The organism is Paraburkholderia acidipaludis NBRC 101816 (assembly GCF_000684975.1).
GTDB classification, from domain to species: domain Bacteria; phylum Pseudomonadota; class Gammaproteobacteria; order Burkholderiales; family Burkholderiaceae; genus Paraburkholderia; species Paraburkholderia acidipaludis.
In genome coordinates, this window is the sequence record NZ_BAXZ01000003.1 from 15023 (window position 1) to 39898 (window position 24876).

At 65.8% G+C, this 24876-nt stretch carries 23 protein-coding genes; 12 read left to right on the plus strand and 11 right to left on the minus strand.

Annotated elements, in window-relative coordinates; all coding sequences use genetic code 11:
- Window positions 1–37 precede the first annotated feature (37 nt).
- The 5 genes from BAC01S_RS02735 to BAC01S_RS02750 all read left to right on the plus strand — a co-directional run bounded on the left by BAC01S_RS02735 (window position 38) and on the right by BAC01S_RS02750 (window position 2763).
- A protein-coding gene (locus BAC01S_RS02735; RefSeq protein ID WP_156954286.1) for an IS3 family transposase occupies window positions 38–1161 on the plus strand; the annotation gives its coding sequence in 2 pieces (ribosomal slippage) (window positions 38–287 and window positions 287–1161; 1125 coding nt in all).
- On the plus strand, window positions 1148–1429 hold the full coding sequence (locus tag BAC01S_RS30150) for a hypothetical protein (protein ID WP_156954287.1): 282 nt from the start codon (window positions 1148–1150) through the stop codon (window positions 1427–1429). The genes BAC01S_RS02735 and BAC01S_RS30150 overlap by 14 nt, the downstream gene beginning before the upstream one ends.
- An 84-nt stretch (window positions 1430–1513) precedes the next feature.
- Complete coding sequence (locus BAC01S_RS34355) at window positions 1514–2026, plus strand: hypothetical protein (RefSeq protein WP_156954288.1); 513 nt, start codon at window positions 1514–1516, stop codon at window positions 2024–2026.
- Window positions 2023–2529: a hypothetical protein gene (locus BAC01S_RS34360; protein ID WP_156954289.1), complete on the plus strand. Its 507-nt coding sequence runs from the start codon at window positions 2023–2025 to the stop codon at window positions 2527–2529. The genes BAC01S_RS34355 and BAC01S_RS34360 overlap by 4 nt, the downstream gene beginning before the upstream one ends.
- 21 nt (window positions 2530–2550) lie before the next feature.
- The gene (locus BAC01S_RS02750; RefSeq protein ID WP_027793379.1) at window positions 2551–2763 is read left to right on the plus strand and encodes a hypothetical protein; all 213 of its coding nucleotides are present in this window, start codon (window positions 2551–2553) and stop codon (window positions 2761–2763) included.
- A 266-nt stretch (window positions 2764–3029) separates the two neighbouring features.
- Here the strand turns inward: BAC01S_RS02750 and BAC01S_RS02755 are convergent, their stop codons facing one another.
- A complete protein-coding gene (locus BAC01S_RS02755; RefSeq protein ID WP_027793380.1) occupies window positions 3030–3266 on the minus strand; it encodes a hypothetical protein in 237 nt (78 codons plus the stop codon).
- A gap of 186 nt (window positions 3267–3452) precedes the next feature.
- On the opposite strand from BAC01S_RS02755, the gene BAC01S_RS02760 reads away from it, so the two are divergent.
- Both BAC01S_RS02760 and BAC01S_RS02765 read left to right on the plus strand, forming a co-directional pair.
- Window positions 3453–3842: a hypothetical protein gene (locus tag BAC01S_RS02760; protein WP_027793381.1), complete on the plus strand. Its 390-nt coding sequence runs from the start codon at window positions 3453–3455 to the stop codon at window positions 3840–3842.
- Between the two features lie 10 nt (window positions 3843–3852).
- Window positions 3853–4302, plus strand: a complete 450-nt coding sequence (locus tag BAC01S_RS02765) for an NUDIX hydrolase (RefSeq protein ID WP_027793382.1) — start codon at window positions 3853–3855, stop codon at window positions 4300–4302.
- Window positions 4303–4390: 88 nt separating this feature from the next.
- Here BAC01S_RS02765 and BAC01S_RS02770 read toward each other — a convergent pair whose 3' ends face one another.
- Entirely contained in the window at window positions 4391–6109 is a 1719-nt protein-coding gene (locus BAC01S_RS02770; RefSeq protein ID WP_027793383.1) for a glutamine--tRNA ligase/YqeY domain fusion protein, read from the minus strand.
- 150 nt (window positions 6110–6259) lie between these two features.
- On the minus strand, window positions 6260–7480 hold the full coding sequence (locus BAC01S_RS02775) for a CaiB/BaiF CoA transferase family protein (RefSeq protein ID WP_027793384.1): 1221 nt from the start codon (window positions 7478–7480) through the stop codon (window positions 6260–6262).
- 435 nt (window positions 7481–7915) lie between these two features.
- Here BAC01S_RS02775 and alaS point away from each other — a divergent pair, with 435 nt between their 5' ends.
- Complete coding sequence (gene alaS / locus BAC01S_RS02780) at window positions 7916–10540, plus strand: alanine--tRNA ligase (protein ID WP_027793385.1); 2625 nt, start codon at window positions 7916–7918, stop codon at window positions 10538–10540.
- 25 nt (window positions 10541–10565) lie between these two features.
- Here alaS and BAC01S_RS02785 read toward each other — a convergent pair whose 3' ends face one another.
- On the minus strand, window positions 10566–11498 hold the full coding sequence (locus tag BAC01S_RS02785) for a LysR family transcriptional regulator (RefSeq protein ID WP_027793386.1): 933 nt from the start codon (window positions 11496–11498) through the stop codon (window positions 10566–10568).
- A 107-nt stretch (window positions 11499–11605) separates the two neighbouring features.
- Here BAC01S_RS02785 and BAC01S_RS02790 point away from each other — a divergent pair, with 107 nt between their 5' ends.
- From BAC01S_RS02790 to BAC01S_RS02800, 3 genes are all read left to right on the plus strand, one after another.
- The gene (locus tag BAC01S_RS02790) at window positions 11606–12874 is read left to right on the plus strand and encodes a YbfB/YjiJ family MFS transporter (RefSeq protein WP_027793387.1); all 1269 of its coding nucleotides are present in this window, start codon (window positions 11606–11608) and stop codon (window positions 12872–12874) included.
- An 83-nt stretch (window positions 12875–12957) separates the two neighbouring features.
- Window positions 12958–13488, plus strand: coding sequence for an NUDIX domain-containing protein (locus BAC01S_RS02795; protein WP_027793388.1), 531 nt, complete (start codon window positions 12958–12960; stop codon window positions 13486–13488).
- Window positions 13489–13549: 61 nt separating this feature from the next.
- Window positions 13550–13990 (plus strand): acyl-CoA thioesterase, encoded by a 441-nt coding sequence (locus BAC01S_RS02800; protein ID WP_027793389.1) that lies wholly within the window; start codon window positions 13550–13552, stop codon window positions 13988–13990.
- Here BAC01S_RS02800 and BAC01S_RS02805 read toward each other — a convergent pair.
- The 3 genes from BAC01S_RS02805 to BAC01S_RS02815 form a co-directional block, all read right to left on the minus strand.
- A complete protein-coding gene (locus tag BAC01S_RS02805) occupies window positions 13987–14880 on the minus strand; it encodes an ATP adenylyltransferase family protein (RefSeq protein WP_027793390.1) in 894 nt (297 codons plus the stop codon). The two genes, BAC01S_RS02800 and BAC01S_RS02805, sit on opposite strands and share 4 nt — an antisense overlap.
- Window positions 14881–14886: 6 nt before the next feature.
- Complete coding sequence (locus tag BAC01S_RS02810; RefSeq protein ID WP_027793391.1) at window positions 14887–15372, minus strand: adenosine-specific kinase; 486 nt, start codon at window positions 15370–15372, stop codon at window positions 14887–14889.
- A gap of 247 nt (window positions 15373–15619) precedes the next feature.
- The gene (locus BAC01S_RS02815; RefSeq protein WP_027793392.1) at window positions 15620–16870 is read right to left on the minus strand and encodes an MFS transporter; all 1251 of its coding nucleotides are present in this window, start codon (window positions 16868–16870) and stop codon (window positions 15620–15622) included.
- Window positions 16871–17282: 412 nt separating this feature from the next.
- On the opposite strand from BAC01S_RS02815, the gene BAC01S_RS02820 reads away from it, so the two are divergent.
- Window positions 17283–18953 carry a methyl-accepting chemotaxis protein gene (locus BAC01S_RS02820; RefSeq protein ID WP_027793393.1) on the plus strand — a complete coding sequence of 557 codons (1671 nt, stop codon included), beginning with the start codon at window positions 17283–17285 and terminating at the stop codon, window positions 18951–18953.
- A gap of 88 nt (window positions 18954–19041) precedes the next feature.
- Here BAC01S_RS02820 and iolB read toward each other — a convergent pair whose 3' ends face one another.
- The 4 genes from iolB to BAC01S_RS02840 are packed head-to-tail and all read right to left on the minus strand — an operon-like array spanning window position 19042 to window position 24862.
- Window positions 19042–19845 carry a 5-deoxy-glucuronate isomerase gene (gene iolB / locus BAC01S_RS02825; RefSeq protein WP_027793394.1) on the minus strand — a complete coding sequence of 268 codons (804 nt, stop codon included), beginning with the start codon at window positions 19843–19845 and terminating at the stop codon, window positions 19042–19044.
- Window positions 19842–20780: a myo-inosose-2 dehydratase gene (iolE, locus tag BAC01S_RS02830; RefSeq protein ID WP_027793395.1), complete on the minus strand. Its 939-nt coding sequence runs from the start codon at window positions 20778–20780 to the stop codon at window positions 19842–19844. Before iolE ends, iolB begins: the two co-directional genes overlap by 4 nt.
- Window positions 20781–20789: 9 nt before the next feature.
- Window positions 20790–22829 carry a 3D-(3,5/4)-trihydroxycyclohexane-1,2-dione acylhydrolase (decyclizing) gene (gene iolD, locus BAC01S_RS02835; protein WP_027793396.1) on the minus strand — a complete coding sequence of 680 codons (2040 nt, stop codon included), beginning with the start codon at window positions 22827–22829 and terminating at the stop codon, window positions 20790–20792.
- Entirely contained in the window at window positions 22826–24862 is a 2037-nt protein-coding gene (locus BAC01S_RS02840; protein WP_027793397.1) for a bifunctional 5-dehydro-2-deoxygluconokinase/5-dehydro-2-deoxyphosphogluconate aldolase, read from the minus strand. Before BAC01S_RS02840 ends, iolD begins: the two co-directional genes overlap by 4 nt.
- Window positions 24863–24876: the final 14 nt, after the last annotated feature.

Consider the following 24876-nt stretch of genomic DNA (forward strand, 5'->3'; position numbering starts at 1 on the left):
GCTGACGGTGTAGAGTCCGTTCCGACAAGGAGCGGTCATGAAGAAGCGATTCACTGAAGAACAGATTATTGGTGTGCTGAAGGAAGGCGAGGCAGGCCTGAAGCCAGCGGAACTGTGCCGCAAGCACGGCATCTCGGAGGCGACCTACTACAACTGGAAAGCGAAATTCGGCGGCATGACGGTTTCCGACGCACAGCGCCTGAAGGAACTGGAGCAGGAGAACAACAAGCTCAAACGTCTGCTTGCCGAATCGATGCTCGACAACTCTGCGTTGAAGGACCTGCTGTCGCGAAAATAGCACGCCCGCAGGCCAAACGCGAGGCGGTCCAGATATTGATGACCGAACGCACCATGGGTGTCACCCGGGCCTGCGGGCTGGTAGGGATTTCTCGTTCACTGTTTCAGTATGAATCGCGCCGCACAGTCGCCGACGAAGAGCTGACTGGGCGGATGATGGTCATCGCGGCTCAAAAACGTCGCTATGGCTATCGCCGGATTCACGTGCTGTTGCGGCGCGAGGGCTGGCTGGCAAACCATAAGCGCATCTGGCGGCTGTACAGCAAGGCGGGGCTGAGTGTGCGTAAGCGCAGACGCAAACGCATTGCTGCTGTCGAGCGCAAACCGCTGCCGGTGACCACGGGGCCGAACCAGAGCGGGTCGATGGACTTCGTCAGCGACGGGCTGGCCTATGGTCGGCGCTTTCGCTGTCTGAACGTAGTCGACGATTACACGCGCGAGTGCCTGGCTATCGAGGTCGATACGTCGTTGCCGGGTGTGCGGGTTAGGCAGGTGCTCGACCGGCTACGCGAGATGCGCGGCCTGCCCGCTTCCATCACGGTAGACAACGGCCCGGAGTTCGCTGGTAAGGTGCTGGATGCATGGGCTTACGAAGTGGGCGTCACGCTGTCGTTCATCCGGCCCGGCAAGCCGGTCGGGAACGCCTACATCGAGAGCTTCAACGGGCGATTCCGCGATGAATGCCTGAACGAGCACTGGTTCGTCTCCATGCGTCACGCTAGGCGTTTGATTGAAGAATGGCGTATCGAGTACAACACCGAGCGGCCTCACAGCTCGCTCGGTTATCTGGCGCCGGCGCAGTTTGCGCAGGCCCATAGAGCGAAGGAATCTTTAACCTCGGACTCTAGCTGTGCTTCGTACTAAAACCGGGGGCACGTCAGATGAGCTATTGAATGGTTTGCCTCCTAAATATGTGCCATCAAATCAGATTGTTTATGACGAAATGGAGCGGCATAAGGGTGTGATGGTGTGCATTGTTCGAATCTTGTCGGGGGATTTTGATTTTGTTGAGCGGTATGCGAGCGATGATTTTGTGACGACGTTTCCGAAGCGCAGGGCCGAACTGGATAAAGTCATCGCGGCATTACCAGACCTGAAGAGGCGTTATGCAGAAACGGGGTCGGTTATTTAGTGAGTGGTGAGATTTTGTTGACACAAACACATCTTCAACAGCGACAGGCCAGGAAGGTATTGCTGTGGTACTCAAGTAAGCTTAATGAGCGGCTCTAATGCTCGTGGCTATTCTGATATGGCGACGTTTACAAAAAATGATCCGACGTTCTCATTCGTGGTCGGCGATGGCAATGAACGCTACAACTCCATGATGAAGGCGACTGACGCGCAAATTGCAAAGAATCCTGCCATGCAGGCAGCAATCGATGCCGCGCGCAATGCTCTCGCTGGTGGCCCAGATAAATCAAATGGTGCGTATTTTTGGGATGGGGCAGATATCAAGAAAAACTATGCTCAACATTTTAAGGTTCGACATGGAATAAAAATAACGGACCCAAGCCACAACATTTACGACATCAAGGATTCAACCAAGCTTGTTATTCTGTACAAGGTCATAAAGAAACAGGATAAGAAAACCAAAAAAACTGAAGCTATAAAAGTAGAGACAGGACGCTACGATCATGTTTACGACTCGACCGCTGGCGTTGGTGGAACGATATTTTGGAAATATAACCAGCAGTACCTTGACGTGACGCGTGGGAGTGAATACCGATGAAGAAAAGCAATTTTGCAGCGGTGTTAGTGATTGCTTCCAATCTGGGATGGGCGGCACCGCCAAGCGAAAACGTTGTAAAGAGTTGCCTTCAGTTGGTGTCGGCATCCCCCGCTGTTGAGGTCAAGACTCTCGATGTGGGCGAGGTTTTTCAAGAAGACGATTACGCGGATGGGTTCGACGCGAAATATGCCTTTAAATATGGCGGTGCTGACGTTGGGTACGCAGAAAGAAAGGCAGAGCAGGCCCTAATCTATTCGGGGAAAATCTATCCGCTGGCAAAGGCTATGCCCACTGGAGACAATCGCGGAATCAAACCTTCCGCGTTCAATCCAACATTGGCGCAATGGGGGATTGTCCGGGAGGGGAGGGAGAAGTATCTCTGCGTTAGCTTCAACTTTGACGGGCTGGGGCGTAGTGGCTCGTATCAAAATGTGCATGGCGGTTATCTTTTGAATTCGAAAACGAAAGGCTTATATTTTGTCGTGCGTGATGTTCGACAATGACGCAGCGGCAAGGACGGTCGCATGAGTTGGATCGCGGACAAACTGGCGTTGCTCATTTGCGCTGCGGCCATGCTGATCGCCGCATGGGTGGCCTTCCATTACGCCGGTCAGTGGTATGTGCCCGCGTTCACGGTGTTGGCGTTCGCTGTGCTTCTCGCGGATAACTCCCGACTGCGGAAAAGGCTTCGCGCACTCGGGGAAGAGCCGAACGCGCGCACAAGGCGCGTGCAATAGTGCGTTTCCGCGCGTAGCTGGATATGGGTGGGAGGGTGGCCACCGGGTCTTCTGATGGATTGCCAGATTGTCGGCAACGGATGGGGTATCGGACGGTTGATGGGCGGATTTTCGGGTTGCCTTTCCCGTTGTGGATCAATGTGTTAATGCGTGGGGGTAGTGGTCGGACAGAGCTAATGTAACCCGCGCGTGCAGCGCTTCGTCCTGATCGTTGAATCGACTTCTGCGCTGAAGAAATCGTTCTTCCGCCATGGCGTCTGCGCGCCTCAAAGGCTTGCAATCATGCAACAGGTAGCGATAAGCACAACAAACGAAACGAGCAGGCAAACCGTGCCTCCGCGCAGCATGAAGTCGGGCCAGTGGGGCATGGGCACGTGGATGGCGCGGGGCAGGCGCGGGGCTGCGGCGGATGCGGGCAGGTAATGTGCCACGAGGGCCATGAGGCCGATGCAGATGAGGGCGAGCACGAAGGCGAACACCCGAAGGGCGATGGAGTAGGTCATGAGGGACAATATGCAAGACGGGCGAGACGGCTAAGGCGTCGAATGTGTCCAGAATAGGGAGACAATTCGGACGTCGCTATCAGACTTGTCCCAAACGGCGGCCCCGTTCGCGTTCACCGTCGCGCGGGAAAAATAGGGCCCGTGCTATCCTCCCCGGCGACGACAGCCTTTCAAGGAGAAGCTTCGATGCCGACGTCCACCCGAATCCTGTCCAGCCTTGGCGCGGGTCTGCTGCTCGCGGCGCTTGGCGGCGTTGCCCATGCCCAGAATCTCAGCTTTCTCAACAATACGCCGGCGGCCTACATGAAGCAGGCCGACAACGCCTCGCTCGCCAAGGCCGTGCGCGAGGCCGTCGATCAGAAGCAGGACGGCGAGACCGCAACCTGGACGAACGAAGGTCTGCGCAACAGCGTGAAGATCGACGCGGCCATCACGCTGACGAAGACCGAAACGACCGGCGACACGACGTGCCGCGACACACAAGTGGTCGTCAACGCCAAGGGCCAGTCGATGACGCTGCGTCCGCGCTTCTGCCGCCAGGGCACGGGCGCATGGGTCTACCAGAAGACGCATTGAGCACCGCGGCGTGAGCGGCAAGATCGTTTCGTGCGGTACCGTGCTGCTCGATCCGCAGGGCCGGGTGCTGCTCGCGCATGCAACAGGCACGAATCATTGGGACATTCCGAAGGGGCAGGGTGAGCCCGGCGAGACGGAGAGCGCGAGCGCGCTGCGCGAAATGGTGGAAGAGACCGGCATCGAGATCGATGCCGCGCGCCTTGCGGACCTTGGTCGCTTCGTCTACCGGCGGGACAAGGATTTGCATCTCTTCGCCGCACGCGCGTTGCAGCAGGAACTCGATTTGTCGCGCTGCCATTGCACGTCGCTCTTTCCGCGCCGCGAAGACGGCGTGATGATCCCCGAAATGGACGCGTGGCTATGGGTCGCACCCGGCGACGTCGCGCGCTACGCAAGCCGTAGTCTCACACGACTTTTCGAGACAACGCTTTCGCTTGCGGAACTGCATCGCATGCTGTGAGCGGTGCGCATTGCCGCCGCGACCGCGCCAATAAAAAACCGCACTATGAAGTGCGGTTTTTTTGCGACTCGCGGAACGCTCGTGGCGCTTATTTGCCCCAGCTGTCGCGCAGGCCGACGATGCGGTTGAACACCGGCTTGCCGGGCTTCGAGTCGTAGCGGTCGGCGACAAAGTAGCCGTGCCGCTCGAACTGATAGCGGTCTTCCGGCGCCGCGTCGCGTGCGCCGGGCTCCAGATACGCCTGCACCACGCGCTTCGAATCCGGATTGAGCGCTTCGAGGAAGTTGCGCCCGCCCGCGTCGGGCTGCTCTTCGCGGAACAGGCGGTCATAGAGGCGCACTTCCGCCGGGCACGCATGCGCCGCGCTCACCCAGTGGATGTTGCCCTTGACCTTGTAGTTGTTCGCGCCTTCGGTGCCCGATTTGCTGTCCGGGAAGTAGTTGCAGTGCACGGCGATCACGTTGCCGTTCTCGTCCTTGTCCGCACCCGTGCATTCGATCACGAAGCCATAGCGCAGACGCACCTTGTTGCCCGGGAACAGGCGGAAGTAGCCCTTCGGCGGCGTTTCGTTGAAGTCCTCGCGCTCGATCCACAGCTCGCGCGAGATCGGGAACGTGCGCAGGCCGCGCTCCGGATGGTGCGGGTGCACGGGGGCCGTGCAGTCTTCGCTTTTGTCCTCCGGATAGTTGTCGATGATGAGCTTGAGCGGGTCGAGCACGGCGGCCGTGCGCGGCGCCTTGTCGTCGAGGTCGTCGCGCAGCGCGCCTTCGAACACGCTCATGTCGATCCACGAATCGACCTTCGTCACGCCGATACGTTCGCAGAAGAGCTGGATCGCCTCGGGCGTGAAGCCGCGGCGGCGCACGCCGACGATGGTGGGCATGCGCGGGTCGTCCCAGCCGTCCACGTGGCCTTCGGTCACGAGTTGCAGCAGCTTGCGCTTGCTCGTGATCGCATAGGTGAGGTTCAGGCGCGAGAATTCGATCTGCTGCGGCAGCGGGCGGGTGAACACGCCGGCGTCGGCCAGTTCGTTGAGCACCCAGTCATAGAGCGGGCGATGGTCTTCGAACTCGAGCGTGCACAGCGAATGCGTGATGTTTTCCAGCGCGTCCGAAATGCAGTGCGTGTAGTCGTACATCGGATACACGCACCACTTGTCGCCGGTACGGTAGTGATGCGCGAAGCGGATGCGGTAGATCACCGGGTCGCGCATGTTGAAGTTCGGCGACGCCATGTCGATCTTCGCGCGCAGCACGTGCGCGCCTTCCTCGAACTCGCCGGCCTTCATGCGGCGGAACAGGTCGAGGTTTTCGTCGACGGCACGATCGCGGAACGGCGAGTTCTTGCCGGCTTCCGTGGCCGAGCCGCGGTTCGCGCGCATCTCGTCCGGCGACTGGCTGTCCACGTAGGCCTTGCCGCGCTGGATCAGCAGTTCGGCGAACTCGTAGAGCTTGTCGTAGTAGTCGCTCGCGTAGAACAGGTATTCGCGATCGTCCTTCTTCCACTCGAAACCGAGCCACTCGACGGCGTCGATGATCGAGTTGACGTACTCGACGTCTTCCTTCTCCGGGTTCGTGTCGTCGAAGCGCAGGTGGCACACGCCGCCGTAGCTTTTCGCGACGCCGAAGTTCAGGCAGATGCTCTTCGCGTGGCCAATGTGCAGATAGCCGTTCGGCTCCGGCGGGAAGCGCGTTTCCACGCGCTGGCCCCACTTGTCCGAGCGGTTGTCGTCGTCGATGATGTTGCGGATGAAATTGGATGCCGCAGGCGCGTCCGTGCGGTCGGCGTCTTTACGTTCGGTATTCATGCGAAAAGGGAAGATCGTTCGAGGGCGCGTGCTTTTGCCGGAATTCCACCAGGATACCACCGGGATTGCGTCGGCACGCGCGCCGGGCTGATGATGACCATTCTACCTGACGCAACCGGGCACGACAGCCCTCGGGCCGCGCGGGCGCAGCTAGACCACGCCCTTGCCGCGCAGCGCCGCCACCTCGTCGTCGCCATAGCCGAGCACGTCGCGCAGCACCTCGTCGGTGTGTTCGCCAAGCGTTGGCGGATGGCTTTCCGCGCGCGGCGGCGTCTCGCTCATGCGCACGGGATTGCGCACGAGCTTGACCGTGCCGCCCGACGGATGCGGCAGATCCACGCGCATTCCGCGCGCCACGACCTGCTCGTTCTCGAATACCTCGGAGAGATCGTTGATCGGCCCGCAGGGCACGCCGGCCCCCTCCAGCGCCGCGATCCAGTCGGCCTTGGCGCGCGTGCGGACCATCTCCGCGAGGACCGGCACGAGCGTGTCGCGATGGCGCACGCGCTCCGGATTGGTCGCGAAACGGACGTCGTCGGCGAGTTCCGGCCGCCCGCCCGCTTCGACGAACTTGCGGAACTGGCCGTCGTTGCCGACCGCGATGATGATCCAGCTGTCGCTCGTCTGGAACGCCTGGTACGGCACGATGTTCGGATGCGCGTTGCCCCAGCGCGCGGGCGCGTTGCCGCTCGCGAGGTAGTTCGAATTCATGTTCGCGAGCATGGCCACCTGCACGTCGAGCAGCGCCATGTCGATGTACTGGCCCACGCCGGTCCGGTCGCGGTGCGTGAGGGCCGTGAGCACGGCGATGGTCGCGTACATGCCCGTCATCAGGTCGGCAATGGCCACGCCCGCCTTCTGCGGGCCGCCGCCGGGCAGGCTGTCGCGCTCGCCCGTGATGCTCATGAAGCCGCCCATGCCCTGCACGATGAAGTCGTAGCCCGCGCGCGACGCGTAAGGGCCGGTCTGGCCGAAACCCGTCACCGAGCAATACACGAGATCGGGCTTCACTTCGCGCAGCGACGCGTAATCGAGGCCATATTTTTTGAGCTGGCCCGCCTTGTAGTTTTCGAGCACGACGTCGCTTTGCGCGGCCAGCTCGCGCACGATGCGCTGGCCTTCCGGCGTGGCGATATCCAGGGTCACGGACCGCTTGTTGCGGTTCGCGGCGAGATAGTAGGCGGCTTCGGCCGTGTCCTGACCGTCGGGTGTCTTCAGGTACGGAGGGCCCCAGTGGCGCGTGTCGTCGCCGGCGCCGGGGCGCTCCACCTTGATCACGTCCGCGCCGAAGTCGGCGAGAGTCTGCGCGCACCATGGGCCCGCCAGCACGCGGGTCAGGTCGAGTACACGGATATGGCTCAAGGCGCCCATGGAGTGTCTTCCAATGTCGTTGTCTGGCTGGCCGCGAGGCGCGGTGCGTTCACGGCATCTTAAGCGATCCCGGGCTTGCGTGCCAAATTTCGGGACGATGTTTCGCTAAGCGGAACTTTGCGCCGACAGCAACCACGGGACACGATGCCGCGCGGCGAGTACGCGTGCGATGTCGCGCCTTCGCACACCGGGCGGAGCGTGCTGCCGCGAGCCTGCTTCGATCCCGTATAATCGACCGATTCCCCAGCGAGCGATGCACGCGCGAACACGCCGTTTTGCGCCGGGTTAGCCGCTGATCGAAACCGCTACGAACCCAGTACGAACCCCTCCGGCATGCTCTCCGGCCGTCACGTCGGCGCACGATTTGCGCGCGCGGCGTGCCGCGAGGCGAGCCCGAAGGCCGGGACATACGCACAGGACGCCCGCAAGCACGCCATGAAAGCCGCTGAAATCCGCGAGAAATTCCTCAAGTTCTTTGAATCGAAGGGCCACACGATCGTGCGCTCGTCGAGCCTCGTGCCGGGCAACGACCCCACGTTGCTCTTCACCAACTCCGGCATGGTGCAGTTCAAGGACGTGTTCCTCGGCACCGAATCGCGCCCGTACTCGCGCGCGACCACCGCGCAGCGCAGCGTGCGCGCCGGCGGCAAGCACAACGATCTGGAGAACGTCGGCTATACGGCGCGTCACCACACGTTCTTCGAGATGCTCGGCAACTTCTCGTTCGGCGACTACTTCAAGCGCGACGCGATCCACTATTGCTGGGAACTGCTGACGAAGGTCTACAGCCTCCCGGCGGAAAAGCTCACCGTCACCGTCTATCAGGAAGACGACGAGGCCTTCGACATCTGGGCGAAGGAAATCGGCGTGCCGGTCGAGCGCATCATCCGCATCGGCGACAACAAGGGCGCGCGCTACGCTTCGGACAACTTCTGGCAGATGGCCGACACCGGCCCTTGCGGCCCGTGCTCGGAAGTGTTCTACGATCACGGCCCGGAAATCTGGGGCGGCCCCCCGGGGTCTCCCGAGGAAGACGGCGACCGCTTCATCGAGATCTGGAATCTCGTGTTCATGCAGTTCAACCGCGACGCCCAGGGCAACATGACGCCGCTGCCCAAGCAGTGCGTCGATACGGGCATGGGGCTGGAGCGCCTGGCGGCCGTGCTGCAGCACGTGCACAGCAACTACGAGATCGACCTGTTCCAGAACCTCATCAAGGCCGCCTCGCGCGAAACGCAGACGCCCGACCTTACGAACAACTCGCTGAAGGTCATTGCCGACCACATCCGCGCGTGCTCGTTCCTGATCGTCGACGGCGTGATCCCCGGCAACGAAGGCCGCGGCTACGTGCTGCGCCGCATCGTGCGCCGCGCGATCCGCCATGGCTACAAGCTAGGCCAGAAGGGCGCGTTCTTCCACAAGCTCGTGGCGGACCTCGTTGCCGAAATGGGCGCGGCCTATCCGGAACTGAAGGAAGCCGAACAGCGCGTGACCGACGTGCTGCGCCAGGAGGAGGAGCGCTTCTTCGAGACCATCGAGCACGGCATGTCGATTCTCGAAGCCGCACTCGCCGATCTGGAGAAGAAGGGCGGCAAGACGCTCGACGGCGAGCTCGCGTTCAAGCTGCACGACACCTACGGCTTTCCGCTCGACCTCACGGCGGACGTTTGCCGCGAACGCAACGTGAACGTCGACGAACCGGCTTTCGACGACGCCATGGCGCGCCAGCGCGAGCAGGCCCGCGCGGCGGGCAAGTTCAAGATGACGCAGGGCCTCGAGTACTCGGGCGCGAAGACCACGTTCCACGGCTACGAAGAGATCGTGTTCGACGACGCGAAGGTCGTCGCACTTTACGTGGACGGCGCGTCGGCGAACGAAGTGAAGGCCGGCCAGGACGCCGTGGTCGTGCTCGACCACACGCCGTTCTACGCGGAATCGGGCGGCCAGGTGGGCGACCAGGGCGTGATCGCGAACGCGAGCGTGCGCTTCGCGGTGACCGATACGCTCAAGGTTCAGGCCGACGTTTTCGGCCATCACGGCACGCTGGAGCAGGGCACGCTCAAGGTGGGCGACGTCGTGAAGGCGGAAATCGACGCGATTCGCCGCGCCCGCACCCAACGCAACCACTCGGCCACGCACCTGATGCATAAGGCGCTGCGCGAAGTGCTCGGTACCCACGTGCAGCAGAAGGGCTCGCTCGTCGACGCCGACAAGACGCGCTTCGACTTCGCCCACAACGCGCCGATGACGGACGACGAAATTCGCCGCGTGGAGCAGATCGTCAACGCGGAAGTGCTCGCGAACGCGCCCGGCATCGTGCGCGTGATGCCGTTCGACGAAGCGGTGAAGGGCGGTGCGATGGCGCTCTTCGGCGAGAAGTACGGCGACGAAGTGCGCGTGCTCGACCTCGGCTTTTCGCGCGAGCTGTGCGGCGGCACGCACGTGACGCGCAGCGGTGACATCGGTCTCTTCAAGATCGTCATGGAAGGCGGCGTGGCCGCGGGCATTCGCCGCGTGGAAGCGATCACGGGCGACAACGCCGTGCGCTACGTGCAGGAGCTCGACGCGCGCATCAACGCGGCGGCGGCGGCGTTGAAGGCGCAGCCTGCGGAGCTCACGCAGCGCATTGCGCAGGTGCAGGATCAGGTCAAGTCGCTCGAAAAGGAACTGGGCGCGCTCAAGTCGAAGCTGGCGTCGAGCCAGGGCGACGAGCTGGTAGGTCAGGCCGTCGAGGTGAACGGCGTGCACGTGCTCGCGGCGACGCTCGAAGGCGCCGACGTCAAGACGCTGCGCGAGACCATGGACAAACTCAAGGACAAGCTCAAGAGCGCGGCGATCGTGCTGGCGGCGGTCGAGAGCGGCAAGGTGAGCCTGATTGCGGGCGTCACGGCCGAGGCCAGCAAGAAGGTCAAGGCGGGCGAGCTCGTGAACTTCGTCGCCCAGCAGGTGGGCGGCAAGGGCGGCGGCCGTCCCGACATGGCGCAGGCGGGCGGCACCGAGCCGGCCAACCTGCCGGCCGCGCTCGCGGGCGTGAAGGGCTGGGTCGAGGCGAAGCTGTAAGCGCCGACTCGCTTGTTGGCGGGTTTCAGGAAGGGCTGTCCGTGAGGGCAGCCCTTTTTTGTTGCGCGTGTTCCGCCTCCTGCGCGCCCCCGGCGTTTTCCAGCAGGGCGCGCTTGAGCGCGTCGAGCGCCGGCGAAAAGTGCCCGCGCCGCCAGATGAGCAGCGTGTCGACGAGTCCGTGCTTCCCCAGCGAATGCATCGCAACGTCATCCACGTTGCGCTGCAATTCCAGCACCGAGCGCGGTGCGACAGCCACGCCCGCGCCCGCCGCCACACACGCAATGATCGCGTGATACGAGCCGAGTTCGAGCACGCGCGTGGGCCGGATGCCGTATTCGAGATACCAGCGCTCGATGTAGCTGCGATAGGCGCAGCCGCGCTCGAACGCGACGAGCGTGGAGAGGGCGACATCGCCAGGCTGGCGGATCGGCGGATGGCCGCGCGGGGTCAGCATCACGAGTTCCTCGCGATAGACCGGCACGTACTCGAACAGTGCGGCATCGGGCGGGCCGCCGAGCGGCATGGAGATCAGCGCGGCGTCCACCTCGAATTCGCGCAGGCGCCCGGTCAGGTGGCCGGTGGTGCCGGTCTCGAGTTCGAGCGTGACCTCGGGCCAGTCCTGGTGATAGCGCGCGAGCACGCCGGGCAGGCGGCTTGCGGCCGTGCTCTCCATCGTGCCGAGGCGCAGCCTTCCCGAGGGCCGGCCGCTTTTGACCGCGTGGCGCGCTTCGTCGGCGAGCGCAAGCAGGCGCTCGGCATAGGGCAGCAGTGTTTCGCCCGCGGGCGTCAGCACGAGCCGGCGCCCGTCGCGCGTGAAGAGATCGGCGCCGAGCTGCTCCTCGAGCTGCTTGATCCGCGTCGTGACGTTCGACTGCACGCGGTTGAGCTTGGCCGCCGCGCGCGTCACGCCGTTTTCGTGGACCACCGCCCGAAAAATGGCCAGCGCGATCAGATCCATGATTCTCTCCTTGGGATTAATTCGTTCATCATAATTCATTTTTCGTGATTGATTGAATGGCCTACGATACTGAAAGTCGATTTGCGCCTTTCGCGTCTCCTGCCGCCATGAATGATTTCGTCTCCCGCCCCGCCGCGTCTCCCGCCGAGCCGCGTGGCCGTTCGCACGGTCCCGATGCCGCGCGCCGGGCCGCGCTCGCGTGCATGGTGACGCTCGCGGTGGCGTTGGGCGTCGGCCGCTTCGCGTTCACGCCGCTGCTGCCGCTGATGCTGCACGGCGGCGGCCTGGACCTGCGCCACGGCGGCTGGCTGGCGTCGCTCAACTACGCGGGCTACTTCGCGGGCGCGCTCGGCTGCGTGGCGCTGCGCGGCGCCCATGCGACGATCGTCCGTGTGGGCCTCGCGGCAACGGTCCTGCTGACGCTCGCGATGGGGCTCACGCAGCAGTTCTGGATCTGGGCCGTGGTGCGGTTCGTGGCGGGCGCCGTGAGCGCGTGGACCTTCGTATTCGCCTCGCAATGGGGCTTGCGGCGTCTGGCCGAATTGAGCGCGCCCGAGTGGGGCGGCGTGATTTATACGGGGCCGGGCGTCGGCATCGTCGCGACGGGGCTTATCGTCAGCGCGGCGGGCGGACTTGGGGCGCGCGCCGGCTGGATCGGCTTCGGGCTGATCAGCGCCGTGCTTGCCGTGCTCGTATGGCCCACTTTCGGCGAGGACAGGCGGGAAAAGTGCGAGGAAAAGTGCGCGCCGACGCTCCACGCGGCGGGGGCCGCAAAGTTCGCAGCCGGCGCCAATGCCTCCGCCGCGCCCGATCAGCCTCGCGCCGACGCCTTCTGGCTCGTCCTGCTCTATGGGGTGCCGGGCTTCGGCTACATCATCACGGCGACCTTTTTGCCCGTGATCGCGCGCCATGCGCTGCCGGGCTCCGCGTGGCCCGACCTGTTCTGGCCGATGTGCGGCGCGGCGCTGATCGTGGGCGCGCTCGCCGGCGCCCGCCTGCCGCTGCATTGGGACAATCGCCTGATGCTCGCGGGCTGCTATGTGGTCCAGGCTGTGGGCATTGCGTTGGGGATCGTCTGGCCGAACGCGGCGGGCTTTTCGTTCGGCAGCATCCTGATCGGGCTGCCGTTCACGGCCATCACGTTGTTCGCGATGCGCGAGGCCCGCCTGCTGCGCGGCGAGCATGCCGCCGCGCTGATGGGGTATGCCACGGCCGCCTACGGCATCGGCCAGATCGCCGGGCCGCTCGTGGCCGCGCCGCTGGCGGCGGCGACCGGCTCCTTCTCGCCTTCGCTGTGGCTCGCGGCGGCGGCGCTCGTGGCCGGCGCGCTCGGCCTCGTCTGGCGAGCCTGCACGCGCGGCCGGATAGCGCACTAGAATAGTCGCTTTGCGTCCGCCGTGAGCGTGCCCGTCGGGCCGCGTGGCGGCTTCGGGTTCGCCCTGCGCATGCCCCCATCGACATGAGCGACTACCAGTTCTGCCCCCGCTGTGCCTCGCGTCTCACCGAACGCGCCGACCCCGCCCACGAAGGCGGCCGCGTTCGCCTTGCTTGCCCCGATCTCGTTTGCGGGTATGTGCACTGGAACAATCCGCTGCCCGTCGTCGCGGCGATCGTCGAATACGAGGGCCGCGTGCTGCTCGCGCGCAACGCCGCCTGGCCCGAGGGCATGTTCGCGCTCATCACCGGTTTCCTCGAAAACGGCGAGACGCCCGAGGAGGGCATTGCGCGCGAGGTGTTCGAAGAGACGGCGCTGCGCGCGGAGAGCGTCGAGCTCGTCGGCGTCTACGAGTTCATCCGCAAGAACGAGCTCATCATTGCGTATCACGTGAAGGCGACGGGCACGATCTCGCTCTCGCCGGAACTGCTCGAATACCGCCTCGTCGAGCCCGCGAAGCTGCGGCCGTGGCGCGCGGGCACGGGTCAGGCGCTTGGCGAATGGATGCGCCGGCGCGGCCTGCCGTTCGAATTCGTCGAACGGCCCGGGCAGTGATGCGCGCACCGGCGCGCCGTCCTCGCAACGTTCCCTGTACCGCCTTCCCAGGATCATGCCGATGAACCGACCCGTCACCGTCGCCCGCGCGGGCTATCGCCACTTTCTGCCTATCGGCACACGCTGGATGGACAACGACGTCTACGGCCACGTGAACAACGTCGTCTACTACAGCTACTTCGACACCGTCGTGAACGAGTATCTGATCCGCGCGGGCGCGCTCGACATCGAGCACGGCGCGACGATCGGGCTCGTGGTCGAAACGCAGTGCAACTACTTCGCGCCGCTCGTGTTTCCCGAGCGCGTCGACGCGGGATTGCGCGTGGCGCGCCTTGGCTCGTCGAGCGTGCGCTACGAGGTGGGGCTTTTTCGCGAGGGCGAGGAGGCGCCTGCGGCGCAGGGCCATTTCGTGCACGTCTACGTCGATCGCGCGACGCGCCGGCCCGTGAGCGCGCTGCCCGATGCGCTGCGCGCGGCGCTTGAACCGCTCGTGGTGGCCTAGCGCGCCACGGCTACGCGCGCGAGCGCCGTCATCGGCCCGAGGCTCCTGAGTGCCTGTAATTGCGCGGCGTCGCGCACGAAGAACGAGCCCGCGAAGCCGAGCGCATTGACCGAAATCCCTTCCGCGCGCTCCTCCGAGCGCGGCACCGCCAGCATCCAGCGGCGCGTGACGAGCAGGTTGTACGGCGCGCCCTGGTGTGCCGCCCCGCTCACGTAGACAACAGGGACGCCCGCTGCGTCGAGCAGCTCGCGATAGCATGCGAGCGCCTCGCGCGCGGCTTCCTCGACGGTGCCTTCGGCAAGATCGAGACGCGCGAAGGCATGGCAGAACGGCAGGTCGGGCACGGTTTCGACCGGCAGCGTTTCGTGCATGACGTGCGTGCGGTCGAGCAGCGCCTCGATGGGCACGGGCGGCCCGTCGCGCCCAAGCGGCAAAGACACCACTTGAAGGTGCTTGTGCGGCTGGCTCGCGCCTGCCGCCGTTCCCCCGTTATAGAAGCCGAGGCCGTCGAGTTCGCGCAGCGCCATGACGAGCGCCGCGAAGTCGGCGGCATCGAGCAGCGCTTCCTGCGGTTCGAAGGCGCGCGTCACGATCAGCAAGTGACGATCGATCACGTTGAACTTGTTGAGCAGTGCGACGTGCGTGGGCGAGAGACCGGCGACGAAGAGGTCGTCGTCATAGGGCAGAAAGGGATTGCGCAGTGCCTGGGTGTCCTGCGTTTTCCGCGCCGCGTCCTTGCGCACGAGATTGGCCGCCACGCGCACGGCGAAGCGCACGCCGTGGTCGTCGATCGGAGTCAGCGCGGTTTCGATCGGCAGCAGCGCGCCGCGCCCGAGCGCCAGCGCCGTTTGCCGTTCGAGGGCGGTGCGCAGGCCGACGGATGCGTTCATCGGCGCTCAAGCCTTGTAGCCGATCGCGCGCAGCAGATCCTTGCGCCAGCGCACGTCGTCTTCGGTTTCGACGCCCAGCGGCGGGAAGCCGTCCACCACGCCGACAATGCCGCGCCCCTGGTCCGTTTCCGCAATCAGCACCTGGGTCGGATTGGCCGTCGCGCAGAAAATGCGGCAGACCTCGGGAACCGCCTTGATCGCGTTGAGCATGTTGACGGGGAAGAAGCCGTCGCCGAGAAAGACGATGAAGCTGTGTCCCGCGCCGATGCGCTGCGCGTTGTCGACCGCCATCTCGACGAGCGCGTCGTCGGTGCCCGAGCGGCGCACGAGCCGCTTGCCCGACGCCTCGCAGAACGCGAGTCCGAAACGGATGCCCGGCACGGCGCCGTAGATCGCCTCGTGCAGGTCTTCGACCGTTTTGATGAAATGCGATTGTCCGAGGACGAAGTTGGTGGCCTCGGGCTTGACGACCGCTACCGTGGACAATTGCATGGCGGACCTCGCGCGTGGGCGTCACGAAGGGCGGCGGCGGCCCTCGTCGGGACGGGTGCTTCGGATCGGCTTGCGATGCGCGCAACGTGAATGTCTTGCCGTCAAACCTAGTGTAGTACGTCCCGTGGGCGGCACCATGCAGCGCAAAACGCGGGCCAAAAGAAAACGGCCGGCGCCTCAAGGGCATCCGGCCGTCATGTCTTTCACGGTCTTTCACGCGGCGAGGCTCAGGAGCCTCGCATGTCGCTCAGGCCGCGGCCTTCTTCGCCCGCTTGCCCTCGACGTCGGGCAGGAACACGGTGAGGATGCCGATCAACGGCAGGAACGAGCAGACCTTGTAGACGAAGCCGATGCTCGTGGCGTCGGCAAGCTGGCCGAGCACGGCCGCACCGATGCCGCCGAGGCCGAACGCGAAGCCGAAGAAGAGCCCCGCCACCATGCCGACCTTGCCCGGAATCAGCTCCTGCGCATAGACGAGGATGGCCGAGAACGCCGAGGCCAGCACGATGCCGATGATCACCGTCAGCACGCCGGTCCAGAACAGGTTCGCGTAGGGCAGCAGCAGCGTGAAGGGCGCCACGCCGAGAATCGAGCCCCAGATCACGTACTTGCGACCGATGCGGTCACCCACCGGGCCGCCGATGATCGTGCCCGCGGCAACGGCGGCGAGGAACACGAACAGATGTATCTGCGCGGCCTGTATGGGCAGATGGAAGCGGTCGATCAAATAGAACGTGAAGTAGCTGTTGATGCTCGCGAGGTAGAAGTACTTCGAGAACACGAGCAGCACGAGCACGCCGATGGCGCTCGCCACGCGGGCGCGCGCGAGCGCGACGTGCGGCACCTCGGCACGCTTTTTCTTCATGCCGGGATGCGCCTTGTACCAGCGGCCGATCTGCGTGAGCACGAACATGGCGACGAGCGCGGCGACCGAAAACCACGCGATGCTGCGCTGGCCGTGCGGAATGATGATGGCCGCGGCGAGCAGCGGCCCGAGCGACGAGCCCGCATTGCCGCCCACCTGGAAAAGCGACTGCGCAAGGCCGTGGCGGCCGCCCGAGGCCATGCGCGCGACGCGGGACGACTCGGGATGGAACACCGAGGAGCCGCAGCCCACCAGCGCCGCCGCCACGAGCAGCACCCCGAAGGTCGGCGCGACCGACATCAGCAGCAGGCCGCACAGCGTGAAGCCCATGCCGACGGGCAGCGAGTACGGCATCGGCCGCTTGTCGGTGTAGACGCCCACGAGCGGCTGCAGCATCGACGCCGTGATCTGGTAGGTGAGCGTGATGAGGCCGATCTGCGTGAACGACAGCGAGAAGTTGTCCTTCAGCATCGGATAGATGGCGAGGATCAACGACTGGATCATGTCGTTGAGCAGATGCGAAAAGCTGATCGCGCCGAGCACGGAGTACACAGTGCGCTGGGCGCCGGCGGCGCTCGGCGCAGACGCGGGGGCGGCGCCGGGCAGGGCGCGCTTGTCGAGGCTGGTTTCCATGGTGTCCAAAGGCAGAGAGCTTCATGCGGGCGCCGTATCCCAGTGGGATGAAAGATGCGGCGACGGCATGAAAGGGTCATGTATAGGAGTTATGAGACGCAGTGTAATGTGTCTCGTCTGCATCGTCAGGACATATTTTGTCGAGATTGGGACATTCCCCGCGGCCGTTTTATTGGCGATGCTTTTTGGTCGGGTATAACCCGCCGGTGCGCGCGCCCACGAGGCGCGTTGCTACGGGGCCGGAACGCGAGACCGATACTCGCGCGACGCTAAAGATCGCGCGTAAATCTGCCGTTGACCGGGTTGTGGCGCACCGTGCCGATAAGTCCGCGCGCCCGACAACACGCTGCGTTGCATGGGACCGGAGTAAGCGCTAAAGCGCTAACGCTGGTCGACAGGAGATCGTTAAAAGATGAAAGCTGTATCGCAGGGTAGCCGGCAAGCCGGTTTCGTGCCCCAGGACACAGGCGCCGCAGGCGCGGCCCAGACCTCCTCTCGAGCCGCGCGGCAAGGCGGCAAGGCGTTTTCGGTCAAGGCGACGCTGCGCACCGCATTTGCCGTGCTGCTGATCGGCACGCTCGCGGTGGGCGTGTTCTCGCTCACGCAGATCAGCCGCCTCAACGGCTCGACGCAATCGATCTACGAACAGGGCTATGTGGCGAGCCGCGCGGCCGAAGAGATGCGCGGTCACATGCTGCGCGCGAGCCGCGCCCAGAAGATGCTGCTGACGGCCACCACGGCCAAGGAGCGCGACGAGCTGGGCGAGGATATCGACCACGATCTCGCGGCGCTCGGCAGCGAGATGAATCAGCTGCAGCAGGACGCGCAGCGCTCGGGCGGCGCGGCGCTCGATCTCCAGAAGAAGCTGGCGAGCGCGAGTTCGACCTGGAGCGGCCATCTGCACGATTTCGTGACGCTCGTGAAGGCGCAGCCGCTCGATCTTTCGCAGATGGGCTGGCAGGTCGCCACGCAGGACGTCTCGCTGCTCGTCGAAACGGAGAAGCTCGAAAAGCTCGTCGACCAGCTCGTGGAGCAGCGCGGCGCCGCGGCGAAAGAAACGATTTCGGCGGCGGCGTTCATCTTCAAGTCGTCGTTCGTGATGATCGCCGCGGCCACCGCCGCGCTCTTCGTGCTCGCGTTCTTCGTGAGCGAATGGGTCGTGCGGCGCATCTCGCGGCAACTGGGCGGCGATCCGGCGGTAGCGAAGGCGATCGCGAGCCGCATTGCCGCGGGCGACCTCGCCCAGCCCGTGAAGATCGATGCGCGTGCCGCCTCGAGCATGCTTGGCGCGCTGCGCGACATGCAGCAAGGCCTTTCGGTGACGGTAGCGGAAATTGCCGCGAGCGCGGAGGCTATTGCTTCGGCGTCGGGCGAGATCTCCACCGGCAATCTCGACCTCTCGAAACGCACCGAAGAGCAGGCGGTCGCGCTCGAACGCACCGCAAGCAGCATGGAGCAGCTCACCTCCACCGTGCGCCTGAACGCCGAGAACGCGGCGCAGGCGAGCACGCTGGCGGGCAACGCTTCGGAGATCGCGGAGAAGGGCGGCGCCGTGGTGGGCCGCGTGGTCTCCACGATGAACGAGATCAACGACAGCGCGAAGAGCATTGCCGACATCATCGGCGTGATCGAGGGCATTGCGTTCCAGACCAACATTCTCGCGCTCAACGCGGCCGTGGAGGCAGCGCGGGCGGGCGAGGAAGGGCGCGGCTTCTCGGTGGTGGCGGGCGAGGTGCGCAATCTCGCGCAGCGCAGCGCCACGGCGGCGAAGGAGATCAAGTCGCTCATCAGCGCCTCGGTGGAGCGCGTGGCGAACGGTTCGACGCTCGCGCAGGACGCCGGCCGCACGATGGACGACGTCGTGAAGGCGGTCAAGCGCGTGAACGACATCATCGGCGAGATTTCCGCGGCGTCGCACGAGCAGCGCGCCGGCATCGAGGAGATCAGCCGCTCGGTCACGCAGATGGACGCCGGCACGCAGCAGAATGCGGCGCTCGTGGAAGAGGCCACGGCGGCCGCCCAGTCGCTCGACGACCAGGCCAGGGCGCTCAAGCGGCTGGTGGGGAAGTTCAGGCTGGCGTGAGGTGCTCCCCCGGCTGGCCTGGGGATGATGCAAAAAGCCGCCTTTGCAGGCGGCTTTTTGCGTTCAGGGGCACTGCGCTTGCTTCGGATTACTTCGCATCGCGCTCGATGATCCATTCGTGGGCGGGATCGTTGTGGAAGTGCCACTCGCGGCGCGGGCCGGCCATGACATTCAGATAGTACGAGTCGTAGCCATACGGCACCGTGACCGGATGATAGCCGCGCGGCACCATGACCACGTCGTGATCCTCCACGGCCATGGTTTCGTCGAGGTCGCGCGCGTCGGTGTAGACGCGCTGGTACGCGAAGCCCTGCGGCGGGTTCAGCCGGTGATAGTAGGTTTCTTCCAGCGCGCTTTCCTGCGGCAGGCGATCGGCGTCGTGCTTGTGCGGCGGGTAGCTCGACGAATGCCCCGTGGGCGTGCGCACTTCCACCACGAGCAGCGATTCCGCGGGCTCGGTCTGCGGGAGGATGTCGCAGACGTAGCGCGTATTGAGGCCCTTGCCGCGCGTCGAACGCTTCATCTGGGCAGGCTCGATGAGACGCAGGGGCAGCGTGCCTTGCGCCGGCGCGCTCGCCACGCCCACCTCTGCCGCGCGCGTGGCGCGCACGGTCGCCTTTACGCCGGGCGGCACGTAGAGCGCGCAGGGCGCCGTGTCCTCGAACACGCTGTCGCGCGAGCCGAGGCTCGACCAGCGCTCGCCGCCCGCCTCGATATCCACCGTGCCCGTGAGCACGACAATGCAGCTTTCGCGGTCTTTTTCGTACACGTAGACCACGTCGCCCTCGGCGAGCCGGTGCGCGGCGAAGCCCACGTAGCGCCAGCCCGCGCTGGCGGGCGTGACGCGCGCGATGGTCAGGCCTTCGCGCGCGGCCTTCACGAGCAGACTCATGCTGCCTCCTTCGATACGGTCGATGTTGCCGATAGCGGTGACAGGGGCGGCGCGTCGGCGAGCTCGCGCAGCGTGCGATAGCCCTTCTGCGCGTAGGCATACGACGGGGCGATCACGGGATCCTGTTCGGCCTCGACCACGAGCCAGCCGCGATAGCCGTGGCGCTTGAGGCGATCGATGATCGTCGGGAAGTCGACGGCCCCGTCGCCGGGCACGGTGAACGCACCCGCGAGCACGGCGTCGAGAAAGCTCCAGTTGCGGTTGCGCGCGAGCTTGATGACGGCGGGGCGCACGTCCTTGCAGTGCACGTGGCAGACGCGCGCGATGTGCTTGTCGAGCTCGGCGACGGGATCGCCGCCCGCGAACGTCATGTGCCCCGCGTCGAACAGCAGGCCTACCGCGTCGCTCGTGCGCGCCATCAGTTTGTCCACGTCGGCGGGCGTTTCGACATAAGCGCCCATGTGATGGTGATAGGCGAGCCGCACGCCTCGCGAGAGCGTGTGCTGCGCGAAGGCGTCCACGCGCGCGGCGTAGGCATCCCATTGCGCGTCGCTGAAGAAGCGCGGCCGCTGGTACAGCGGGCGCGGCGCGCCCTGGATCGAATCGGCCACTTCACCGTACACCATGACCGTCGCGCCGTTTTTCGCGAGCAGGTCGAGATGCCTGTCCACGGCGGCGATCTCTTCCTCCACGCTGCGGCGCGCCAGCATGCCCGAGTACCAGCCCGATACGAGCGAAAGGTCGTACTGGGCGAGCAGGGTCTTCAGGGCCTGCGGCTCGCGCGGAAACTTGTTGCCGAGCTCGAAGCCTTCGTAGCCGATCTCGCGCCCTTCGGTCAGCGCGAGCTCGAGCGGCGTCTCGCCACCCAGCGACGGCAGGTCGTCGTTCATCCACGAAAGCGGATTGATGCCGATGCGTACTTCAAATGCGCTCATATGCGTTCCTCAGGCTTGATCGTCGTTGCGCGGCACGGGTGCGTCGGCGCCATCGGCGTCGGCCGGTGCGGCCGCGGGCGCCGTGTTTTCCGGCTGCGCGGCGGGTTCCTCGCCGCGGCTGCGCGAGGCCAGGCGTTCGTCGTAGTGTTCGCGTGCTTCGCGCACCGCCGCGCGCGCCGACACTTCGGGCACGGCCACTTCCCACCACCAGCCGCCGTCCGCGGTCGTGCGCGCGGGATCGGTGTCGATGCTGATGAGGTAGGTGCGTGCCGAGGCGCGGGCGCGCTGCATGGCGGCCTCGAGTTCGGCGACGTTCGCGACGTGCTCAGCCTGGGCGCCCAGCGAGCGCGCATGCGAGGCGAAGTCGATGCGCGGCGCGCCGAGCGGGCCCTGCGCGCAGTCGTCGAACAGGTTGTTGAACGGCGCGCTGCCCGTGGCCTGCTGCAAGCGGTTGATGCAGCCGTAGCCGCGGTTGTCGAGCACGACGATGATGAGCTTCGCGCCGAGCATCACCGAGGTGGCGATCTCGCTGTTCATCATCAGGTAGCTGCCGTCGCCCACCATCACGATCACTTCGCGATCGGGCCGCGCGAGCTTCGCGCCGAGGCCGCCCGCGATCTCGTAGCCCATGCACGAGTAGCCGTACTCGACGTGATAGGCGCCGGGCCGGCCCGCGCGCCAGAGCTTGTGCAGTTCGGCCGGCAGCGTGCCGGCCGCGCAGACGACGATGTCTTCCGCGGGCGAGCGGCTCGACGAGCGCTGCACCGCGCCGATCACGTCGGCGTCGTAGGGCAGGGAGTTGCGTTCCTGCGGGGCATGCGTGAGCGCCTCGACGCGCTCGCGCCATTCGCCCGCGAGGCTCAGGGCTTTGGCGGTCCAGCCCGCGTCCGCGCGCCACTCGCCGAGCTCTTCGCCGAGCGCGGCGAGCGCGAGCTTCGCGTCGGCCTGCACGGTCCACGCGTTGTGCTTGAGCGCGTCGAAGCCGTTGGCGTTCACGCCGATCACGTGCGCGTGCTGGAACAGCGAATTCGAGCCGGTCGTGAAGTCCTGCAGCCGCGTGCCGACGGCGAGAATGCAGTCGGCTTCGTGCGCGAGTGCGTTGGCGCCGGGCGAGCCCGTCACGCCGAGCGCGCCGACGTTGAGCGGGTCGTCCCACGCGAGCGCGCCTTTGCCGGCCTGGGTTTCGGCGACCGGAATGCCGCGCGCCGCCGCGAGCGCCTGCAGCGTTTCCGAGGCGCGCGAGTACAGCACGCCGCCGCCCGCCACGATCAGCGGACGCTTGGCGCGCGAGAGCTGGTCGAGCGCGCTGTCGATCTCGGCCTGCACCGGGGCGGGCGCATGAAAGCTCACGAGGCGCGGCGTGAAGAAGCTCACCGGGTAGTCCCATGCGGTGGCCTGCACGTCCTGCGGCAGCGCGAGCGTGACGGGGCCGCACAGCGCCGCGTCGGTCAGCACGCGCATGGCGCGCGGCAGCGCCGTGAGCAACTGCGCGGGATGGACGATGCGGTCGAAGTAGCGCGAGACCGGCTTGAGCGCGTCGTTGGCCGAGAGGCCGCCGTCGTGCAGGTCTTCGATCTGCTGCAGCACCGGGTCGGGCTCGCGCGAAACGAAGATGTCGCCGGGCAGCAGCAGCAGCGGCAGGCGGTTCACGTGCGCGAGCGCAGCGGCGGTGACGAGGTTCGTCGCGCCGGGGCCAATCGACGTGGTCACGGCCATCATGCGGCGGCGGAAATGCGCCTTCGCGTAGGCGATCGCGCTGTGCGCCATCGCCTGCTCGTTGTGCGCGCGCAGCGTGGGCAGTTCGTGGCGCCACTGATAGAGCGCCTCGCCGAGCCCAGCCACGTTGCCATGGCCGAAGATCGCGAACACGCCGCCAAAGAGCGGCTCGGTGCGGCCCGAGCCGTCCTCGCTGGCCACGCGCTGCGCGGCTAGATAACGCACCAGCGCCTGGGCGGCCGTGAGGCGCACCGTCGGGCCGTGCGCGGCCTGCTGGACGCTCGGGTGAGCGGGGTGGTTTTCCGTCGCGGCGGGAGCAATGCGCTGGTTCATGCTGCTTTCTCCTCGCGGGTGAGCGCCGCGTCGGCGCCGGTTTGCGGTTGCGTGCGCGAGGCGCGCCAGGCGGCGATCAGCGTTTCGAACGTGCGGCGCACGCGGGCGATCACTTCATCGTCGCCGATCTCGCCCGCGAGCCAGGCAAGGCTCGGTTCATAGAAGATCGTGCGGCCCACCGTGAAGCCGCGGCAAGTGGCCGACTGCGCCGCGAGACGGAAGCCTTCCTCGAGCTGCTCGACCGGCGCCGAGAGTCCGAGCATTACGACGCCGCGGCAATACGGGTCGCGCTCGGCGATCAGCGCGTCGATGGCGCGCCACTGTTCGGCGTCCGTCGGCTCCAGCTTCCACCACTCGGGGTAGAGGCCGATGTTGTAGAGGCGCTTGAGCGCGCGGTAGACGGTATCGGGCGGGTTCGGCACGCCGTCGCGCTTCGGCGGAATCACTTCCAGCAGCAGTTCGTGGCCGCTGGCCTGCACGGCGTCGTAGAGCGCGCGCAGTTGGGACTCCTGCTCGATGCGCTGCTCGACGGGATCGTCGGGATGATATTGCACGAGACACTTGACCGTGTGCGAGACGGGCCACGACGCCAGCGTCGTGCCGATCGAGCGGCCGTGATCGAACACGAGCGGCACCGAACCGGGCAGCTCGACGGGACGGCCGATCCACCAGCCGCGCCCGGTGGCCGCGTTCAGCGCGTCCTGGCCATAGCGGTCGTCGATCAGGACGCCGATGCGTCCTTGCAGGCCGAGCGCCTGCTCGGTCTGGGCGACGGCTTCGACGAAGAGGTTCTTGAGCTGCGAAATGCGCGCTTCGTCGGCGCCCGTTTGCTGCGCGAGGTCGAAGAACTGGTTGCGATGGTCGAAGGCGAAGCCCAGCACTTCGTCGTGCTGAACGCGCGCCGGCGTCACGCGGTGCAGGCGCGCGAGCGTCGCGTCGCGGTCGGGGCGGCGCATGCGCACGGGGTCGGCGGCGGCTTCGCTCAGGAAGTAGTCGAGTTCCGCGGGCGTCGGCATGGCCGGTGCGCAGCCGTGGCGCGACACCACCAGCGCGCCGCACGCGTTCGCGGCGCGCGCGCAGTCTTCGAGCGACGCATCGCGCAGCCATCCCGAGAGGAAGCCCGAGGCGAACGCGTCGCCCGCGCCCAGCACGTTGAGCACTTCGACTTCCACGCCGCGCTGCATCGGCAGCGAGTCGAGCGAGGCCGGCACGGAGCCCTCGATGATCTGGCAGCCGAGCGGCCCGCGCTTGACGAGCAGCGTGGCGCCGGTGACTTCGCGCACGCGCATGAGAGCTTCGGCCAGCGATTCCTTGCCGCCGGCAATGCGGAACTCTTCTTCCGTGCCGATCACGAGGTCGAAGAGCGGCAGAATGCGCTGCAGGTGGGCGGAGACGCCTTCGCTCGCGACAAAGCGCGTCTCGCCGTCGGCCTTGCCGGTGAGGCCCCACAGCACCGGGCGATAGTCGATGTCGAGCACCGTGCGCACGTTGTTGCGGCGCGCGTAGTCGAGCGCCGCGAGGCTCGTGCGGTTCACCTGCTCGGTGGAGAAGTGCGTGCCCGTGATGAGCAGGGCTTTCGACGAGGCGATGAACGCTTCGTCGAAGTCGCCCGCGTCGACGGCCATGTCGGCGCAATTCTCGCGGTAGAAGATGAGCGGGAACGTGTCGCGATCTTTCAGGCCGAGCAGCACGAGCGCGGTCAGGCGCTCGTAGTCCACGCGCACGTGGCTCGTGTCGCAGCCTTCCTTCGCGAGCGTTTCGACGAGAAAGCGGCCCATGTGATCGTCGCCGACACGCGTGAGCATGGCCGACCGGAGTCCTAACCGTGCGCAGCCGAACGCGATGTTCGCCGACGACCCGCCCAGGTACTTCGAGAAGGTCGAGACGTCTTCGAGCCGCGCGCCGACCTGCTGCGCGTAGAGATCCGCGCCAAGACGCCCGAGACAGACGATGTCGCGCGTCTTGCCGGGCGCGAAGCGGCTCGCCGCGTCGGTGGCTGCGGCGGACGAGGCGGGGGAACGGGTGAGTGCCATAGGTATTCCTGTTG

Bases quoted from the DNA above. Each gene is read 5' to 3' on its own strand.
- BAC01S_RS02785 (WP_027793386.1), bottom strand. From the start codon at position 11,498: ATGGATCTGATCGCGCTGGCCATTTTTCGGGCGGTGGTCCACGAAAAC.
- iolD (WP_027793396.1), bottom strand. From the start codon at position 22,829: ATGAACCAGCGCATTGCTCCCGCCGCGACGGAAAACCACCCCGCTCAC.
- iolE (WP_027793395.1), bottom strand. From the start codon at position 20,780: ATGAGCGCATTTGAAGTACGCATCGGCATCAATCCGCTTTCGTGGATG.
- BAC01S_RS02775 (WP_027793384.1), bottom strand. From the start codon at position 7,480: ATGGGCGCCTTGAGCCATATCCGTGTACTCGACCTGACCCGCGTGCTG.
- BAC01S_RS02820 (WP_027793393.1), top strand. From the start codon at position 17,283: ATGAAAGCTGTATCGCAGGGTAGCCGGCAAGCCGGTTTCGTGCCCCAG.
- BAC01S_RS02770 (WP_027793383.1), bottom strand. From the start codon at position 6,109: ATGAATACCGAACGTAAAGACGCCGACCGCACGGACGCGCCTGCGGCA.
- BAC01S_RS02805 (WP_027793390.1), bottom strand. From the start codon at position 14,880: ATGAACGCATCCGTCGGCCTGCGCACCGCCCTCGAACGGCAAACGGCG.
- BAC01S_RS02790 (WP_027793387.1), top strand. From the start codon at position 11,606: ATGAATGATTTCGTCTCCCGCCCCGCCGCGTCTCCCGCCGAGCCGCGT.
- BAC01S_RS34355 (WP_156954288.1), top strand. From the start codon at position 1,514: ATGAGCGGCTCTAATGCTCGTGGCTATTCTGATATGGCGACGTTTACA.
- BAC01S_RS02750 (WP_027793379.1), top strand. From the start codon at position 2,551: ATGAGTTGGATCGCGGACAAACTGGCGTTGCTCATTTGCGCTGCGGCC.
- BAC01S_RS34360 (WP_156954289.1), top strand. From the start codon at position 2,023: ATGAAGAAAAGCAATTTTGCAGCGGTGTTAGTGATTGCTTCCAATCTG.
- BAC01S_RS02760 (WP_027793381.1), top strand. From the start codon at position 3,453: ATGCCGACGTCCACCCGAATCCTGTCCAGCCTTGGCGCGGGTCTGCTG.
- BAC01S_RS02755 (WP_027793380.1), bottom strand. From the start codon at position 3,266: ATGACCTACTCCATCGCCCTTCGGGTGTTCGCCTTCGTGCTCGCCCTC.
- alaS (WP_027793385.1), top strand. From the start codon at position 7,916: ATGAAAGCCGCTGAAATCCGCGAGAAATTCCTCAAGTTCTTTGAATCG.
- BAC01S_RS02840 (WP_027793397.1), bottom strand. From the start codon at position 24,862: ATGGCACTCACCCGTTCCCCCGCCTCGTCCGCCGCAGCCACCGACGCG.
- BAC01S_RS02800 (WP_027793389.1), top strand. From the start codon at position 13,550: ATGAACCGACCCGTCACCGTCGCCCGCGCGGGCTATCGCCACTTTCTG.
- iolB (WP_027793394.1), bottom strand. From the start codon at position 19,845: ATGAGTCTGCTCGTGAAGGCCGCGCGCGAAGGCCTGACCATCGCGCGC.
- BAC01S_RS02795 (WP_027793388.1), top strand. From the start codon at position 12,958: ATGAGCGACTACCAGTTCTGCCCCCGCTGTGCCTCGCGTCTCACCGAA.
- BAC01S_RS02810 (WP_027793391.1), bottom strand. From the start codon at position 15,372: ATGCAATTGTCCACGGTAGCGGTCGTCAAGCCCGAGGCCACCAACTTC.
- BAC01S_RS02815 (WP_027793392.1), bottom strand. From the start codon at position 16,870: ATGGAAACCAGCCTCGACAAGCGCGCCCTGCCCGGCGCCGCCCCCGCG.